This window comes from Parabacteroides sp. An277, from assembly GCF_002159645.1.
Lineage (GTDB): Bacteria > Bacteroidota > Bacteroidia > Bacteroidales > Tannerellaceae > Parabacteroides.
Genome location: NZ_NFJB01000033.1, coordinates 17624 through 34361 on the forward strand (window position 1 = coordinate 17624; position 16738 = coordinate 34361).

Consider the following 16738-nt stretch of genomic DNA (forward strand, 5'->3'; position numbering starts at 1 on the left):
TTACACTAAAAGGGTTAAATACTTCGCGCAAAGGTAGGATTATTTTTTGAATATGCCTAAATCCGTTGCTTTTATCTCGGAACATTTTGTACCTTTGTAAAGTTAAATCTAAGTTAAACATTAAAACAGTAACAAGTATGAGAAAAATCTTTACCAGTGTGTTAGTTTTGTTCCCGTTATTGGCTTGGGGGCAGAATTGGAATGAAACGACGAAGACGTTGCAATTGGTAAACGTAACCAGGAGCGAAAGCATTACGTTGCCCGATGGTGCGACGATTGTGTTAAGCGGAGAAAATAAAATCAATTATCCGCTTACCGAAGGAGCTGCCATTACGGCAGAAGGTTCTTTGCGCATCCAAGGAGAAGGCTCTTTGGATATTCAGAGTGGCTATGAAGCCATTCATGCGGCAGGCGATATTACAATCGAGGGAAGTACTTTAACAATCCGTACGGAAGGTGAAGGCGATGGCGCTATTGCTACGGATGCTTCTATTTCCATGGATGGATGTGATATTTCGATTACTACGGCTACGGACGACGGGATTATGGCGGATGGTTCGTTGTCCATCACGAATTCCAATTTGAATATTCAAGCCGAGGCGGAAGAAGGCATTGTTTGCTATGGCGTAGTTAATATTACCGGAAACAGTGCGGTGGATATTTATTCGGGAGCGAAGGAAGCCATGGAAGCACACGAAGGCTTGGTGGTTTCAGGAAGCGAAGTGACGTTGGTGGCGGCTGATTATGAACCTCTTTATGGCGATGGAGTTCAGATAGACAATAGTACGTTTAAGGCATTAAGAGGTAATGCGGCGAGTGCTTTGTCTTTGCGCGAAGGAGAAATCAGTTATACAATTCGGAATAGTTGGGTGGAAAGCAGCGACCCGATTGCGTTGATGGAAGAACCGGTCAATTCGTTTGTGCGCATTCTCGGTGCAACCAATACCGTTTATGGAAATTATACATTGGTTGGCGATGTAACTCTGCCTGAAGGTGAGGCTTTGATGCTTACCGAAGGCTCCACCCTCACTATTCCCGAAGGTATTACGCTGACCAATAGTGGTACCTTAGCCAATGCGGGTACGATTGTCATCCAGCAAGGCGGTGTGATGGAAGGTGAAGAGAACGGCGAAATTATCCGGGATAGTGCGACGGGTATTGAGGACATCGAGGGTGCGAAGGTGTATGCCCAAGAGGGTACGGTTTATGTCCAGACGCCCAGCCGGATGAAGGTCGCTATTGTTTCGATAAGCGGTGCTACCGTAGCGCGTGCCGAGCAAGAAGGTTTGCAATCTTACTCTTTGCCGAAAGGTATCTATATTATATGTATAGGCGAACAGACGTTTAAGGTACGGAATTAAAGTAGAACAAATGCGAAAAGAAGAGCCTTCCTCGTATCGGGGAGGGCTTTTTTGTTTCTTTTTTTCCTGTATCTTTGCATTCGTAAAATCAGAGACAAGAAAAGATGATGAAGACATTGTTGTCGTTGCCACCCAACTTGGTGGATTGCTTTCATGAGTTGGAAGAGGTCGGGGTGGATTATTATTGTACGTCCGATCCCGTGGGTGCTCGTTTGGGCTCAGGTGGAGGAACGGTTTGGTTGTTGGAATCTTGTTGGCAGGCAGAGGCAGAGAACCTTTCGTTTAATGAATGGCTTGGCCGCGAAAAGCGTGTGTTGCTTCATGCCGGAGGACAAGGAAGGCGGCTTCCGGCGTATGCGCCTTCGGGGAAAGTCCTGACGCCGATACCCGTCTTCCGATGGGCAAGGGGACAACGTTTGTCGCAGAATTTGTTATCATTACAATTACCTTTGTATCAACGTATATTGGAAAAGGCACCCGCTTCACTTCATACACTCGTGGCAAGTGGTGATGTCTATATTCGTTGCACGGAACCACTTCAGTCGATACCGGAAGCGGATGTGGTATGCTATGGGCTTTGGGCTGATCCGAATTTGGCTACACACCACGGTGTGTTCGTTTCCCGGCGTCAGACGCCCGGTGTGCTCGATTTCATGCTTCAGAAGCCTTCATTAGAAACCTTGGGTAAGCTCTCGGAGACGCATCTTTTCCTGATGGATATCGGCATTTGGCTTTTGAGCGATAAGGCGGTCCGTTTGTTGGCGCAGCATTCGAAGGGTGCAGATGGGAAAACTTGGACTTTTTATGATTTATATGGGGATTTCGGTTTGAATTTAGGCAGAATCCCGCGCGTTTATGCCGAGGATTTAAATCGACTCTCGGTAGTTATTTTGCCGTTGCCAGGCGGAGAATTTTATCATTATGGAACGAGCCGGGAATTGCTCTCTTCTACATTGGCCGTACAGAATCTGGTGCGCGACCAACGGGCTATCATGCAACGGAAAGTAAAGCCGCATCCGGCTATGTTTGTGCAAAACGCGCTTATTCATTGTCCCCTGACCGTCGATAATTCGGAGTTGTGGATAGAAAATAGTTGCATTAGTGCAGGATGGGAATTGCATGACCATCATGTCCTGACTGGTATTCCGAAGAACGATTGGAGGCTACGCCTTCCGGCTGAAGTGTGTGTGGATGTGGTTCCATGGGGAGAAAATGAATATGTGGCGCGTCCGTATGGTTTTTATGATCTGTTTAAAGGGGCGAAGGGTGAGGCTTGTTGGATGGGTAAGCGCATGGGTACGTGGTGTGAAGAGCGTCAGGTGTCATTAGCGGATTTTCTGGACATACAGGATGCCCCGCTTTTTCCCGTTTGTGCTTCTGTGGACGACTTGGGTATTCTCTTGCGTTGGATGATTTCCGAACCGGAATTAGAGGCAGGAAAGGTGTTGTGGGAAAAGGCCCAGAAAGTATCGGCTAACCAGCTGTTGGATAATGCCAATTTGCGCCGTTTGTTGGCCCAACGTAAATTGTTCAGGAAGGAGGATTGGAAACTCTTGGCGCGTAACCATGCCCGGAGTGTTTTCTACCAACTGGATTTGGCAGATGCAGCCGAGGAGTTTACCCGTTTCGGATTGGAGGCTCCGGAGGCGTTGCCTACAGAGGAGCCGTTGATGAAACGCATCCATAACCGGGCGTTGCGGGCTCGTATCCTCTGTTTGGAAGGAAAAGAGGATGCGCAAGAACAGCAAATGGCGTTCGCCCTGTTGCGTGAAGGGTTGACGCACATGATAGAAACGAATAAACAGATGCCTCGGATGCAGGTCTATCCGGACCAAATCGTGTGGGGACGCAGTCCGGTGCGCATCGACTTGGCGGGTGGCTGGACCGACACGCCTCCCTATTGCCTCTTCGCCGGAGGAAATGTAGTGAACGTGGCGATTGAGTTGAATGGCCAACCGCCGTTGCAGGTCTATGTGAAACCCTCGAAGGCTTACCAGATAACGTTACGTTCCATCGACTTGGGTGCTATGGAGGTGATTCGTACCTGGGAGGAGTTGGCCGACTTCAATAAGGTGGGTTCTCCTTTCTCCATTCCCAAGGCAGCGTTGGCGTTGGCAGGATTCTTGCCCCGTTTCTCTGCGGAACATTTCCTTTCGTTGGAAGAACAATTGAAGGCGTTTGGGTGTGGCTTGGAGATTACGTTGCTTGCAGCAATTCCCGCAGGTTCGGGGTTGGGCACCAGCTCCATTTTGGCAGCTACAGTGTTAGGGTCGCTTGCTGATTTCTGTGGTTTGAACTGGGATAAGAACGAGATAGGCAATCGGACGTTGATATTGGAGCAACTCTTGACGACAGGAGGCGGATGGCAAGACCAATACGGAGGTATCTTGCATGGCTTGAAACTTTTGCAGACGGGGGAAGGTTTCCTACAGAGTCCGCAGGTACGTTGGTTGCCGGAACATCTTTTTACGGATGCTGATTATCGCTCGTGCCATATCCTATATTATACGGGTATCACGCGCACAGCCAAGCATATCTTGGCGGAAATTGTACAGGGAATGTTCCTCAATAGCGGGCGGCATCTCTCGCTTTTAGGAGAGATGAAAGCACATGCATTGGATATGTTCGAAGCGATTCAGATGGGCGACTTTGAACTGTACGGACATTTGGTAGGCAAGAGCTGGGCGCAAAACAAAGCTTTGGATACTGGAACAAATCCTCCTGCCGTGGATGAACTAATTGACCGTATTAGTGGTTATAGCTTAGGATGTAAACTTCCTGGCGCGGGAGGCGGAGGCTATTTGTATATCGTGGCGAAAGACCCGGATGCGGCTGTGCATATCCGTCGTATCTTGGCTGAACATCCGCTCCATGCCAATGCCCGTTTAGTCGATATGGACCTCTCGACTACCGGGTTGCAGATAAGCAGGTCGTAACATGTAAGTAGTAAATTATTCATTAAAAAACAGAAAGAATATGACAGTATTAATTGTAATTGCCGTAGTAGCGGTTTTGGTCATTTGGGGCGTATCGCTCTACAACAAGTTGGTGAAGTTGAGAAACAACCGTGAGAATGCGTTTGCGGATATTGATGTCCAGTTGAAGCAACGTCATGACTTGGTACCTCAGTTGGTGTCGACGGTCAAAGGTTATGCAGCGCACGAAAAGGAAACGCTCGACCGGGTTGTTTCTGCCCGTAATGGGGCGATGGCTGCACAAACCATCGACGACAAGATTAAGGCCGAAAATATCCTCTCTTCTGCTTTGGCTGGTTTGAAAGTGACGGTGGAAGCTTATCCGGATTTGAAGGCGAACCAGAACTTCATGCAGCTTCAGGAGGAGATTTCGGATTTGGAAAATAAACTGGCTGCTGCCCGTCGTTACTTCAACTCGGCGACGCGCGAATTGAATAATGCGGTCGAGACCTTCCCGTCGAACCTGATAGCAGGAATGGCTGGTTTTAAGAAGGAGATTATGTTCGATTTGGGGGAACAGCAGCGTGCAACGCTCGAGGAGGCCCCGAAGATTAGCTTTTAATCTATGAAATACGTAGGAATACAGACGCAACAGAGCCGGAACAACTTCCGCTCGTTGCTTCTGCTTTGTCTCTTCCCGTGCCTTGTGGCGGGGATGTTGTATCTGTTCTGTTTCCTGTTGCATTACATTTCTATGCCGGACGATGGAAGCAATATGTCGCGGGTTGTCTGGTATTCAAACGGGATGTTCCTTCATTACCTGCCGTATGTGATGGGCGGCGTGTTGGTCTGGTTCGTGATTGCTTATTTCGCCAATACAAGCATCATCAACTCGGCGGTGGGCTCTGTGCCGTTGCAACGCAAGGATAACAAGCGGGTCTATAATCTGGTGGAGAACCTTTGCATCAGCCAAGGTATGAAGATGCCGAAGCTCTGTGTCATCGAGGATGAATCGTTGAATGCCTTTGCCAGTGGCATCAACGAACGAACCTATACGGTGACGCTTACAACGGGCATTATCCGCAAATTGAACGACGAGGAGCTGGAGGCGGTCATTGCCCACGAGCTTTCGCATATCCGTAACCATGATGTGCGTCTGTTGATTATCTCGATTGTCTTCGTGGGTATCTTCTCGATGGTGGCGCAAATGTGCATGCAGTGGGTGTATTATTCGTCGTGGGCTCCCCGTCGGAGGGACGAGAAAGGGAACAGTGTCATCATCGTCATGTTGCTGGCACTTCTCGTGGCGGCTATTGGGTATTTCTTCGCGTTGTTGATGCGTTTTGCCATCTCCCGCAAGCGGGAATATTTGGCCGATGCAGGTTCGGCTGAGATGACGCACAATCCACTCGCGTTGGCCAGTGCGCTCCGGAAAATATCGGGAGACCCGACCGTCGAATCTGTTCATCGCGCCGACATCGCGCAGCTCTTCATTGCCCAGCCCGGCGACCAGGCCATGGGTTTTTTGGGTGGGTTGAACGGTCTCTTCGCTACCCATCCGCCTATTCAGAAACGTATCGAAGTCTTGGAACAGTTTTAAAGCATATATTTATGTATAAAATGGCACACAGAGTACACAGATATTACAAGATAACCACAGATTTTTTTCTATTCTGTTCACCCTGTATGACTTGGAGAGATCAGTGGTCATCTTGTAATATCTGTGTACTCTGTGTGCCATCGTTTTTATTTTAAGGAGACAACATTTATGAATAAGATAACAAGTTATGAATCATTGCTTCACGCGGTTCGCGAGTTTGGGCTCTTGCCTCTTTTCCGGAACGAGGTGGAGGGCTTTTCCGTCGAAGAGATGGCGGACGAGCGTTGTTGGTTTCCCGAAGAGGGAGAGGGCGTGTGGGAATGGAAAGGCCCCGTTATCCGTGAGGGCGATATCGCGTATGGCAAGTTCTTCGGCGGGAAGGCGGGGTTTGTCACGCTGGATTGGTTCTCGCATCTGGTGAATATCCGTCGCCGGGGTAAGGTGCCGAAAAGCCTTGCAGGCAAGGTGTTGGAAGTGTATGAGGCGATTCGTAGCCACGAGTCGCTGCTTACGTCGGATATCCGCAAGCTATGTGGCTTTCAGCGTTCGAACCGTTTGAAAGGGCAGCCGGTCCTGGATGTCCCTGTCCCGAAACAGCCGAAGTCTCCCTCTTTGGAGACGATCTTGACGCGTCTGGAGATGCAGACCCTCGTGGTCATTGCCGACTTCGAGTACCGTATCGACCGTTATGGGCAACCTTATGGATGGGGCGTTGCGCGTTATGCCACGCCGGAAGTGCTTTTCAAGCCTGCGCGGCTCCATGCGGCCACCTGTTTCGACCCCGATGTTTCGCTCGACCGCGTCTGCCGGCACCTCAGCTATTATCTTCCCGACGCGGACCTATCTTTGTTACCTAAATTAATCGATTATTAAGGAGGTGTTTGCATGATAGAGAAAACCTACACCTGGCCTTTCAGCCTGCATGAAAACGCCATGACGAAGGACGACGAGACGGACTTCCTGGCCTCCGTCCGCGTGTTGCAAACGTTTAGCATAGAAGATATTGCGAAAGAGGTTATCCGTCGCGGAACCGAATACAGCCCCGAGACGCTCGTCGGCGTTTTCCGCCTTATGGAAGAGGCGATCCGCAGGGCGGTTTATGCCGGGAACCGCGTCCAGACCAGCCTCGCCCGCTACAGCCCTTCCATCTCGGGTGTCTTCGACCGTACGGGAAGCGTTGAGCCACAGCTTCATAAGGGCGACATCCGCATCACGCCCACCGCCGACTTCCTTGCCGGGCTCGACCACATCAAGCTGGTCTACAATGGCAACCTGCACGAGAACGGCGGGGCGAAAATCGTGGACCTCATCGACCTCACGACCCGCCAAAAGACCGACACCTTCACCCCGTCCAGCCTGCCCTGCCTCCGTGGGCATAAAATCAAGTGTATCAATGCAGATGGCTCAGGCATAGGCCGCCTTGTCCTGACGGACTGCACGACCGGGGAGGAGCATCCCGTCGAGCGCATCGTCGAGAATTACCCCAAGCGCCTCACCTTCCAGTTCCCGCCCGGCCTGCCCGCAGGCGAGTACACCCTCAGCATCGAGACGTATTATACCACAGGCGTTCGCTTGCTACGTAAGCCTCGCGTAATAACCTATTTAAACCCCCTTTCACTGCTCAGTGAATGATGCTTTTACTGTTCAGTTAATCCGCATTGTGCGCTCCTGCATCGTGTCGTTATGCAGTAGTGCATCGTGCTGTTGTGCGCTCCTGCATCGCATCATTGTGCAGTAGTGCACAACGCGCATTAACTGACCCGTAAAGATAGCGTTGCCTGATAAGGGGAGGGTGTCGTTCCTTAACAGGCAATGGAATCCGTATAATGCAGTTTATATGAGTTTTATTTGGAATGAATCGTTTGTGGCGTTGGGGGGAATTGCTAACTTTGTCGTATCAAAATGGATAAAAGATGATGGAAACAAAGATGTACAAACGGTTGGAATCGCTCGACGTGTTGCGTGGAGTCGATTTGTTTTGTTTGGTGGGGCTGGAAAGCGTGATGCATGCGGTAGGGCGTGCGTCGGATGCGGAATGGTTGCAGCCCGTGATGTGGTGTTTTTCGCACGTCGAGTGGGAGGGGTTCTCGTCGTGGGATTTGGTGATGCCGCTGTTCCTGTTCATGGCGGGTGTATCGATGCCGTTCGCCTTCAGCCGTTACCGCGAGATGGCAGATAAGGGGGCGGTGTACCGGCGCATTGCAAAGCGTGTGTTGCTGCTATGGATATTTGGCATGATGTGCCAGGGAAACCTACTGGGACTGGATCCAAACCGCATTTACTTCTATTCAAATACGTTGCAATCGATAGCGATGGGATACTTGATTGCAGCGATACTTTTCTTGCATACGAACGTGCGGACGCAAGTGGGTGTGGCCGTGGCGTTGTTGCTGGTCTATTGGGGTGCGATGGCGTGGATCCGCGTGGATGGTTACGGAGGCGGAAACTATACGCCGGACGGCAACTTAGCGGAGTGGATAGACCGCACGGTATTGGGTCGTTTCCGCGACGGTGCGACGGTACAAGACGGTGTGGTAGTGTTTGCTGAATGGTATCATTATACATGGATACTCAGCAGCTTGAACTTTGGTGTGACGGTATTGACGGGGCTTTTCGCCGGACATATTTTAAAGAGCAAGGCGTGGGCGTCGGGCCGGAAAGTGAAGGCGTTGCTGGCGATTGGTGCGGCGATGGTCGTCGTGGGCTGGACGTGGGGTCTGGTGCTTCCGGTTATCAAGAAGTTGTGGACCAGCTCGATGGTATTGGTAAGCAGCGGGTATTGCTTCCTGTTGATGGGTTTGTTTTATTACCTGATAGACCACAAAGGATGGTGGCGGCAGACGACGTGGTTGCGCGTCTATGGCATGAATTCCATCGTGGCTTATATGCTGGCGATGTGCGTCAGCTTCCGAAGTATCGGGCAGTCGGTCTTCTTTGGGTTGGAACAGTATATGGGGAGTTTTTATGGCGTGTGGATAGAAATCTGCAATGCGTTGGTCATTTACATTATCTTGTGGATGATGTATAAGCGGCAAGTCTTCCTAAAGGTATGAAAAGAAAAAGCGTAATCACAGAGGTGAACCTTGGATTACGCTTCGCTATTCATGATTCCTTTTTATTTATTCCAAATAGGTGTAGCCGTAGAGTCCCGAACGGTAATTGGATAGGAACTCGCGACCCTCCTCTGCCGAGATGGTACCCTTCTTTACTGAAGAGGCAACCCATACTTCGATGGAGCGCGCCATGCGTTTCGGGTTAAACTGGACGTACTCTAACACGTCGGCCACGGTCTCGCCTTCGATTACCTTGTCGATAACGTAATGGTCGCCCTTCACCTTGATATGTACGACATTGGTATCGCCAAAGAGGTTGTGCATGTCGCCCAATATCTCCTGATAAGCCCCGACGAGGAAAATGCCGAAGTAGTAATGCTCTCCGGCCTTGAGCTTGTGGACGGGCAAATGATAAGAGAAATTGCGCGTAGAGATGAAGTTGTCGATTTTACCGTCCGAGTCGCACGTGATGTCCTGCAGCGTGGCAGACTTGGTAGGTTGCTCGTTCAACCGGCTGATAGGCATCACGGGGAATATCTGGTCTATAGACCACGAGTCGGGCAAGGATTGGAAGAGCGAGAAGTTGCAAAAGTACTTATCCGGCAAGAGTTTCGATATCTTCTTCAACTCGTCGGGTGCATGTTTCACGCTCTCTGCCATCTCGAATACGTCCCGTGCGATAGACCAGAAGAGGCGTTCCACCTGGGCACGTGTCCGAAGGTCGAGCAGACCCAGATTGAACAGTTCGAGAGCCTCTTCGCGGCATTGTACCGTATCGTGCCACGTCTCGATGAGGCGAGGCTGGTTCAGGTTATCCCATAGATTGTATAATTCGCGCACCAGCTCGTGTGCATCCGGTTGAAGCTCTTCGTTCTCGTCGCATTGAGGCAGGTGCGTGCTGGCCAATGCTTCGATAATCAACACGGAGTGATGCGCCGTGAGCGAACGTCCCGATTCGATGATGATATTGGGCTGCTCCATGTTAAATTTCTTGCATACGTCTGCAATGGAAGAGACAGCATCGTTTACGTATTCTTGAATCGAATAATTCATGCTATTGCCGCTCAAGGGAGAGCGTGTACCGTCATAGTCGACACCCAATCCGCCACCCATGTCGAAGAACTGGATGTTGAATCCCATCTGCTTGAGCTGGACGTAGAATTGCGTAGCCTCGCGCAAGGCCGTCTTGACGCGGCGGATATTGGTCACTTGGCTACCGATATGGAAATGAATCAACTTTAAGCAATCTTTCAGCCCGTTCGCTTCCAAGAGTTCGAGCGCTTCGAGCACTTCACTGGAGTTGAGCCCGAACTTGCTCACGTCGCCTCCCGATTCTTCCCATTTGCCACTGCCCGAGCTAGCCAGTTTGATACGTATGCCGATGTTGGGTTGTACGTTCATTCGTTTGGCCAGTGCGGCGATAGTCTTCAGTTCCATCATCTTCTCGACCACGAGGAAGATTTGTCGTCCCATCTTTTGAGCTAAAAGGGCCAGTTCGATATAGCTTTCGTCCTTGTACCCATTGCATACAATCATAGCGTCATTGTCGATATCAATCGAAAGGACGGCATGCAACTCCGGTTTCGAACCCGCTTCCAAGCCAAGGTTGAAATTATTCCCATGGCTGGCAATCTCCTCTACTACAGGACGCATCTGATTGACCTTGATAGGATAGATGATGTAGTTCTTAGCCGTAAAGCCGTATTCCTTGGCTGCGATATCAAAGCAACTGGATATTTTCTCGATACGGTTGTGCAGGATGTCTGGGAATCGAAGCAAGACAGGTGCTGCTACATCTTGGATTTGTAGCTCTTCCATCAGTTCTTCCAAATCGATGAGGGGACCATCCACCTTGGGCTGTACGGCAACATGGCCTTTTTCATTAATCGAAAAGTAATTCAGCCCCCAACCGTTGATGTTGTAAAGTTCGGCTGAATCTTCAATTTTCCATTTTCTCATTCTACTTCTTCTTATTCAATTTTAGAGGTAAAAAAATGATATGATAAATAGCGGTTCAAATATACGAAATATTTTTGGATGTTACGCAAGGTTCCGTTGGATTATCCCTCAAATAAAGGCGTAATGAAGTGAACTAATGCGTATCCTCCTCCTACGAGCCAGACATATAACAAAGCCGCCAAGACAAAAGGTTTCGCGCCTGCTTGTTTAAATTTGTCTAGGCTGGTATCTGTGCCAAGGGCTGTCATGGCCATCGTAAGCATAAATGTATCAATATATTCAATGACACCATTGAATGGAATTTCTTTCACACTTTCTACATGAAATAAATGTTGGAGAAGCGTATTTAAGCAGATGATGCCGATAAATCCAAATGCGAACCATGGAATCGTTATTTTACTTTTTTCTGTTTGTCCATCTGCCTCTTTCTTTTTCCGTCCAGCCAAGACAAATCCCATAATAACCAACACAGGCGCAAGGAGCATGACGCGAATCATCTTGGTAATAGTGGCGGTGCCGGCTATGCCCAGTGTATCGGTTGGGTCCATAGCATTGCCTGCACCCGCTACGTGTGCTACTTCATGCAATGTACTTCCTGTATAAATGGCCACTTCTGTATTTGTTAATCCATCCAACCATCCTATCCGATACATAATAGGATAAAGAAACATGGAAATAGTTCCGAAGATTACAACCGTAGACACGGCTATAGCTGTTTTGTGTCCTTCGCATTTCACGACAGGTTCGGCACCTAATACTGCTGCTGCTCCGCAAATAGCACTACCTGTAGAGGTCAATAAAGCGGTATCATTATCTATTTTCAAAAGTTTCCCTAAGAAAATACCTAAGAAAATAGTGCCTCCGACGATAATGGTATCAATTAAAATGGCAGGGAGTCCTACAGCCATCACTTGCGTTAACGTCAAACGAAAACCGTATAAGACAATACCCGCTCGTAGGATTTGTTTCGTACAGAACTTAATGCCTGGCACCCATGTTTCCGGTAAGTGGTTCCGAAGGCTATTGGCATAAAGCATACCCAAGATGATACCCACGATAAGCGGACTAAACGAAAGCTTCTTGACAAAATCCAACTCGGCAATATAGAATGCCGAACAGGAAAATAGGGCAATCAATAGAATGCCATGCAATACATTTCCTCTTTTTTCGCTAAACATATTTTTCTTGTTTATCTTTATCTTCCTGCATACATACGTTCGTAGTAGGTGATGTAATCACCCCCGGTAATCGCCTCAACCCAATCTTGATGTTCTAAATACCAGCGAATGGTTTTTACGATACCTTCTTCGAAACAAGTCTCTGGATGCCAACCTAACTCGCGTTGGATTTTCGAAGGGTCGATGGCATAACGTTGGTCGTGTCCGAGGCGGTCTTTGACGAAAGTAATCAAATCATCGTTAATCCAATCTATGGAGATTTTGCCTTGTGCGTCGCGTTCTTGCTTTTTCAATACCGCGCGATAAGCTGGATGTTCTTCCATTAATTGGCGAATCGTATGAATCGTAAGTTTTACGATTTCAAGGTTCGTCTTTTCATTATGTCCACCTACATTATATATATGGCCTATACGTCCTTGGTGTAACACGAGGTCGATAGCTTTGCAATGGTCTTCTACGTATAACCAATCGCGTACATTCGAGCCATCTCCATACACAGGTAGTTTCTTCCCTTCCAAAATATTTTTGATGATGAGCGGAATGAGTTTCTCCGGGAAATGGTATGGGCCATAATTGTTTGAACACCTTGTAATGCTGACTGGCATCTTGTAGGTATCGGCATACGCTTTGACGAAAAGGTCGGCACTTGTTTTCGAAGCACTATACGGACTATGTGGGTCGAGTGGTGTCTCTTCTGTAAAATAACCGGTTGAGCCGAGACTTCCATATACTTCGTCTGTAGATACCTGGTGGAAACGTACGCTTTCGCGCCATGTCGGATAACCTTTTGTATCTTTTCCTGTTACCCATGCTTTGCGAGCCACGTCCAAAAGGTTTTGGGTGCCCAAGATGTTTGTCTCCAAAAAGAGTTGTGGGTTTTCGATGCTTCTATCTACATGGCTCTCAGCGGCGAAATTGACCACATAATCGAAGGCGTATGTATTGAAAAGCTGATTTACCAACTCTCGGTCGCAGATATTACCTTTTACAAAAAAACATCGTTGGTTGTCAATATCTTCGGCAATAGTTCCCAAATTGCCGGCATAGGTCAATAAATCCAATACGACGATGCGGATATCTTCGTATTTCGCCAGCATGTACTTGATAAAGTTTGCCCCGATAAAACCGGCTGCTCCTGTAACTAAGTATGTATTCATCTTTTATAATAGGGATTGAAAATTAAAAATGGAAAGAAGATAAGAAAGGTGCCTTTAAATCCTTCTCCGAAAGGTTCAGTTGCTCGTCAGCATCGATATGCCAATCAATACCAATCGTGGGGTCGTCGTATCGAATGCCCTGTTCAGCTGAAGGCATATATATATTATCTACTTTATAAGTAAAGATGGCTTCGTCGCTCAAGACGTGGAAGCCGTGGGCAAAACCGCGGGGGATGAACAACTGACGTTTGTTCTCGTCCGAGAGCTCTACGGCTACATGCTGGGCGAACGTAGGGGAGTCTTTCCGAAGGTCGACCGCCACGTCGAGCACACGCCCTTTGATTACCCGCACCAGTTTAGCTTGCGCATACGGAGCGGCTTGGAGGTGTAATCCGCGCAAAACGCCTTTCGACGAACGTGATTCGTTGTCTTGAATAAACACGGTTCGTCCTACGTGCGCGTCAAACTCTTCCTGCTTGAAAGCTTCCATAAAGTAGCCTCTTGCATCTTTAAATACTTTTGGCTCAATAATCCATACCCCTGGAATCGGAGTTTCTGTGTACGTCATTTCCTTTCATTTAAAATAAAAACGGTGCAAAATAACCAAATTTCCGCGAGATAGAAAAATAATCCGCCTGCTTTCCGAAAAACATGTCCATAAATGGTGGAAAACATAGTTATAAATGAAAAGGAACACAGTGATGAACACTTTCGTTTATGCCTATAAATAACGCCAAACATAACGGTGAATTTAAGCCGTTTAGCCAAAGAGTAAAGAAAAAGAGCGGGAAATATTTGGTAGAATCCAAACAAATTCCTTATCTTTGCACTCGCAAAAGCGAAACGGTTCCTTGGATGAGTGGCTTAGTCAGCGGTCTGCAAAACCGCGTACGGCGGTTCGAATCCGCCAGGGACCTCTTAAAAATAAAGCCTGGTACCTTGGATGAGTGGCTTAGTCAGCGGTCTGCAAAACCGTGTACGGCGGTTCGAATCCGCCAGGTACCTCCATAAATTTCTTTCATCATTTTAATATTTAATATTGATTAAACTTGAAGAAAGCCTTGCGAAAGCAGGGCTTTTCTTGTATAAAGGCTTGCACAATTTATAAAAATCTCCTACTTTTGTAGGAAATTTATATATTATAAAATTGTTAAGTCGATGAAAATACATTATGGAGGGTTGCTATGTGCGGCCCTATTCTTTCTTCCGGCATCGATGTATGCGGAAAAAAATGCAAAACCGTTTGTAATCCCTGAGTTGCAAGAATGGAAGGGGCAGGAGGGTAATTTTACTCCTTTGGCTACGACCCGTATCGTGTATTCAGGTAAAGATGCGGAAGTGGCTCGCATAGCTCATCAATTTGCGGATGATTACGAGACGATGTTTGGTCAACGTTTACCTGTCGTGGAGGGGCGTTCTTCGAAAGGGGACTTTGTCCTCTCGCTTTCGTCGGACAAGCGTTTGGGCGAAGAGGGATATACGATGAACGTGAAAGACCGTGTGTATCTCTCGGCTCCTACGGCAAAAGGATTGTTTTGGGCAACGCGCACAGTTCTCCAGATAGCCGAACAGACCGAAGAACGTTCGCTTCCGAAAGGGTCAGCCCGCGATTATCCGGATTATGGTATCCGTGGCTTCATGATGGATTGCGGACGGAAATACATCCCGATGCGTTATTTGCGCGATTATGTCAAGATGATGGCTTATTATAAGATGAATACGCTTCAGGTTCATCTGAACGACAATGGTTTCAAGCAATATTTTGAGCACAATTGGGATAAGACGTACGCGGCTTTCCGATTGGAATGCGAAACTTTCCCCGGCTTGACGGCTCGCGATGGTTATTATACCAAGCAGGAGTTCATTGCCTTGCAGCAATTGGGTGATAGTTTGGGGGTAGAGATTATTCCGGAGATAGATGTGCCGGCTCATTCCCTTTCTTTATCGCATTATCGTGCCGAGTTGGGGAGCCAAAAGTATGGAATGGACCACTTGGATTTGTTTAATCCTTCGTTGTATGGTTTTGTAGATTCCCTTTTCCGTGAATATTTGGAAGGGCCGAACCCGGTCTTCCGAGGTAAACGGGTGCATGTGGGGACGGATGAGTATTCGAACAAAGACCAAGCTGTAGTCGAAAAGTTCCGTGCTTTCACCGATCATTGTATCCGTTTCGTAGAGGGTTTTGGCAAACAGGCTTGTGTATGGGGCGCTTTAACCCATGCGAAAGGAACTACGCCTGTGAAGTCGGAGAATGTTTTGATGAGTGCATGGTACAATGGATATGCCGACCCGAAAGAGATGGTAAAGCAGGGGTACGATTTGATTAGTATTCCGGATGGTTGGTTGTATATTGTCCCAGCTGCAGGTTATTATTATGATTACCTGAATACGGAGAAGCTTTATAAGGAATGGACTCCGGCAGTGGTAGGCGATGTGGTATTCCCCGAACGGGATAAGAAGATAAAGGGCGGTATGTTTGCGGTATGGAACGACCATGTGGGGAATGGCATCTCTCCGCAAGATATCCATTATCGCATGTTCCCTGCGTTGCAAACGTTGGCGGTGAAGATGTGGACGGGCAAGGATTGCACCGTGCCTTATGATACTTTCGATAAATCCCGTTTGGAGTTGAGCGAGGCGCCGGGGTTGAATGTCGCCGGACGTGTCGGATTGGAACCTCGTGCGGTATACCATGCAGAGCGTCTGGCGCCGGGGCAAAAGACAGGGTTGCGACAGATTGGTTACCATTATACGGTGTCGTTCGATATCCAGTCGGTTCGGGAGGAGCCTGGCACGGAGTTGTTCCGTTCGCCGGATGCTGTTTTCTATCTTTCAGACCCCATCTCCGGACGTTTGGCTTTTGCCCGCGATGGCTATTTGAATGTATTCAATTACCAGTTCTATCCGGGCGAACGGGCAGAGGTCTCTATCCAAGGGGATGAGCAATCGACCAGCCTCTATATTAATGGTAAGTTGCAAGAGGAAATGAATATCCGGAAGCTTTATTTCAATGGTGGGAAAGATTCGATGAACTATGTCCGTACCTTGGTCTTCCCGCTCGAAAAGGCAGGGGATTTCAAGAGCACCATTACGAATGTGGAGGTGTTGAACTATTTGAAAGAGGCAAAAGAGGAATAAAAGCTTCCGAATGTTTTGTAAAATAAGAAACAAGTCGTACCTTTGGCATGGATTAAACAAAGCATAAAATGACAAGCACTTGCGAAACATATTACCCGTTAACATCTTTTACCATGAATCGCTTGGTGAAAGGCAATAATATGTTAGCAAGCAAGCAAGCAAGCAAGCAAGCAAGCAAGCAAGCAAGCAAGCAAGCAAGCAAGCAAGCAAGCAAGCAATAAACATTAAGCAAATAATTCACGACGTGAAAGGCCCGTGTGCGGAGCATGAAGCTCTGTGCACGGGCTTTTTGCGTTTATTGTATAACTCTTAAGTACATGAAATCATGGAATTAGCATTAAAGGCCTGGTTGGTAGACAATGCCGTGACTACCGACG

General features: G+C 48.1%; 12 protein-coding genes and 2 tRNA genes. 10 read left to right on the top strand and 4 right to left on the bottom strand.

The genetic code is table 11. The features are described from left to right. The first annotated feature begins 137 nt into the window (after positions 1-137). The 7 genes from B5F77_RS12365 (at position 138) to B5F77_RS12395 (ending at position 8929) form a co-directional block, all read left to right on the top strand. Positions 138-1361, top strand: a complete 1224-nt coding sequence (locus B5F77_RS12365) for a carbohydrate-binding domain-containing protein (RefSeq protein ID WP_087331194.1) — start codon at positions 138-140, stop codon at positions 1359-1361. A 107-nt stretch (positions 1362-1468) separates the two neighbouring features. Next, positions 1469-4297 carry a bifunctional fucokinase/fucose-1-phosphate guanylyltransferase gene (locus B5F77_RS12370; RefSeq protein ID WP_087331219.1) on the top strand — a complete coding sequence of 943 codons (2829 nt, stop codon included), beginning with the start codon at positions 1469-1471 and terminating at the stop codon, positions 4295-4297. 40 nt (positions 4298-4337) lie between these two features. Then, entirely contained in the window at positions 4338-4898 is a 561-nt protein-coding gene (locus tag B5F77_RS12375; RefSeq protein WP_087331196.1) for a LemA family protein, read from the top strand. Between the two features lie 3 nt (positions 4899-4901). Further along, complete coding sequence (locus B5F77_RS12380; RefSeq protein ID WP_087331198.1) at positions 4902-5876, top strand: M48 family metallopeptidase; 975 nt, start codon at positions 4902-4904, stop codon at positions 5874-5876. 168 nt (positions 5877-6044) lie between these two features. Continuing rightward, complete coding sequence (locus B5F77_RS12385) at positions 6045-6749, top strand: hypothetical protein (RefSeq protein ID WP_087331200.1); 705 nt, start codon at positions 6045-6047, stop codon at positions 6747-6749. Between the two features lie 12 nt (positions 6750-6761). Continuing rightward, positions 6762-7508 carry a DNA-binding domain-containing protein gene (locus B5F77_RS12390; RefSeq protein WP_087331202.1) on the top strand — a complete coding sequence of 249 codons (747 nt, stop codon included), beginning with the start codon at positions 6762-6764 and terminating at the stop codon, positions 7506-7508. 284 nt (positions 7509-7792) lie between these two features. Next, entirely contained in the window at positions 7793-8929 is a 1137-nt protein-coding gene (locus B5F77_RS12395; protein ID WP_087331221.1) for a DUF5009 domain-containing protein, read from the top strand. A 66-nt stretch (positions 8930-8995) separates the two neighbouring features. Here the strand turns inward: B5F77_RS12395 and speA are convergent, their stop codons facing one another. The 4 genes from speA to rfbC all read right to left on the bottom strand — a co-directional run bounded on the left by speA (position 8996) and on the right by rfbC (position 13791). Further along, positions 8996-10888 (bottom strand): biosynthetic arginine decarboxylase, encoded by a 1893-nt coding sequence (gene speA, locus B5F77_RS12400; RefSeq protein WP_087331204.1) that lies wholly within the window; start codon positions 10886-10888, stop codon positions 8996-8998. Positions 10889-10989: 101 nt separating this feature from the next. Next, the gene (locus tag B5F77_RS12405; RefSeq protein WP_087331206.1) at positions 10990-12066 is read right to left on the bottom strand and encodes a YeiH family protein; all 1077 of its coding nucleotides are present in this window, start codon (positions 12064-12066) and stop codon (positions 10990-10992) included. 17 nt (positions 12067-12083) lie between these two features. Beyond that, a complete protein-coding gene (gene rfbB / locus B5F77_RS12410) occupies positions 12084-13223 on the bottom strand; it encodes a dTDP-glucose 4,6-dehydratase (RefSeq protein WP_087331208.1) in 1140 nt (379 codons plus the stop codon). A gap of 22 nt (positions 13224-13245) precedes the next feature. Next, the gene (gene rfbC / locus B5F77_RS12415) at positions 13246-13791 is read right to left on the bottom strand and encodes a dTDP-4-dehydrorhamnose 3,5-epimerase (protein WP_087331210.1); all 546 of its coding nucleotides are present in this window, start codon (positions 13789-13791) and stop codon (positions 13246-13248) included. 277 nt (positions 13792-14068) lie between these two features. On the opposite strand from rfbC, the gene B5F77_RS12420 reads away from it, so the two are divergent. From B5F77_RS12420 to B5F77_RS12430, 3 genes are all read left to right on the top strand, one after another. Beyond that, positions 14069-14140 (top strand) — tRNA-Cys (locus B5F77_RS12420). 16 nt (positions 14141-14156) lie between these two features. Then, positions 14157-14231, top strand: a tRNA-Cys gene (locus tag B5F77_RS12425). Between the two features lie 150 nt (positions 14232-14381). Further along, the gene (locus B5F77_RS12430; protein WP_087331212.1) at positions 14382-16361 is read left to right on the top strand and encodes a family 20 glycosylhydrolase; all 1980 of its coding nucleotides are present in this window, start codon (positions 14382-14384) and stop codon (positions 16359-16361) included. Positions 16362-16738: the final 377 nt, after the last annotated feature.

Excerpts from the sequence above, each read along its gene's own strand:
- B5F77_RS12375 (WP_087331196.1), top strand. The coding sequence starts at position 4,338 with ATGACAGTATTAATTGTAATTGCCGTAGTAGCGGTTTTGGTCATTTGG.
- rfbB (WP_087331208.1), bottom strand. The coding sequence starts at position 13,223 with ATGAATACATACTTAGTTACAGGAGCAGCCGGTTTTATCGGGGCAAAC.
- B5F77_RS12365 (WP_087331194.1), top strand. The coding sequence starts at position 138 with ATGAGAAAAATCTTTACCAGTGTGTTAGTTTTGTTCCCGTTATTGGCT.
- B5F77_RS12405 (WP_087331206.1), bottom strand. The coding sequence starts at position 12,066 with ATGTTTAGCGAAAAAAGAGGAAATGTATTGCATGGCATTCTATTGATT.
- B5F77_RS12395 (WP_087331221.1), top strand. The coding sequence starts at position 7,793 with ATGGAAACAAAGATGTACAAACGGTTGGAATCGCTCGACGTGTTGCGT.
- B5F77_RS12380 (WP_087331198.1), top strand. The coding sequence starts at position 4,902 with ATGAAATACGTAGGAATACAGACGCAACAGAGCCGGAACAACTTCCGC.
- B5F77_RS12370 (WP_087331219.1), top strand. The coding sequence starts at position 1,469 with ATGAAGACATTGTTGTCGTTGCCACCCAACTTGGTGGATTGCTTTCAT.
- B5F77_RS12385 (WP_087331200.1), top strand. The coding sequence starts at position 6,045 with ATGAATAAGATAACAAGTTATGAATCATTGCTTCACGCGGTTCGCGAG.
- speA (WP_087331204.1), bottom strand. The coding sequence starts at position 10,888 with ATGAGAAAATGGAAAATTGAAGATTCAGCCGAACTTTACAACATCAAC.
- B5F77_RS12390 (WP_087331202.1), top strand. The coding sequence starts at position 6,762 with ATGATAGAGAAAACCTACACCTGGCCTTTCAGCCTGCATGAAAACGCC.
- B5F77_RS12430 (WP_087331212.1), top strand. The coding sequence starts at position 14,382 with ATGAAAATACATTATGGAGGGTTGCTATGTGCGGCCCTATTCTTTCTT.
- rfbC (WP_087331210.1), bottom strand. The coding sequence starts at position 13,791 with ATGACGTACACAGAAACTCCGATTCCAGGGGTATGGATTATTGAGCCA.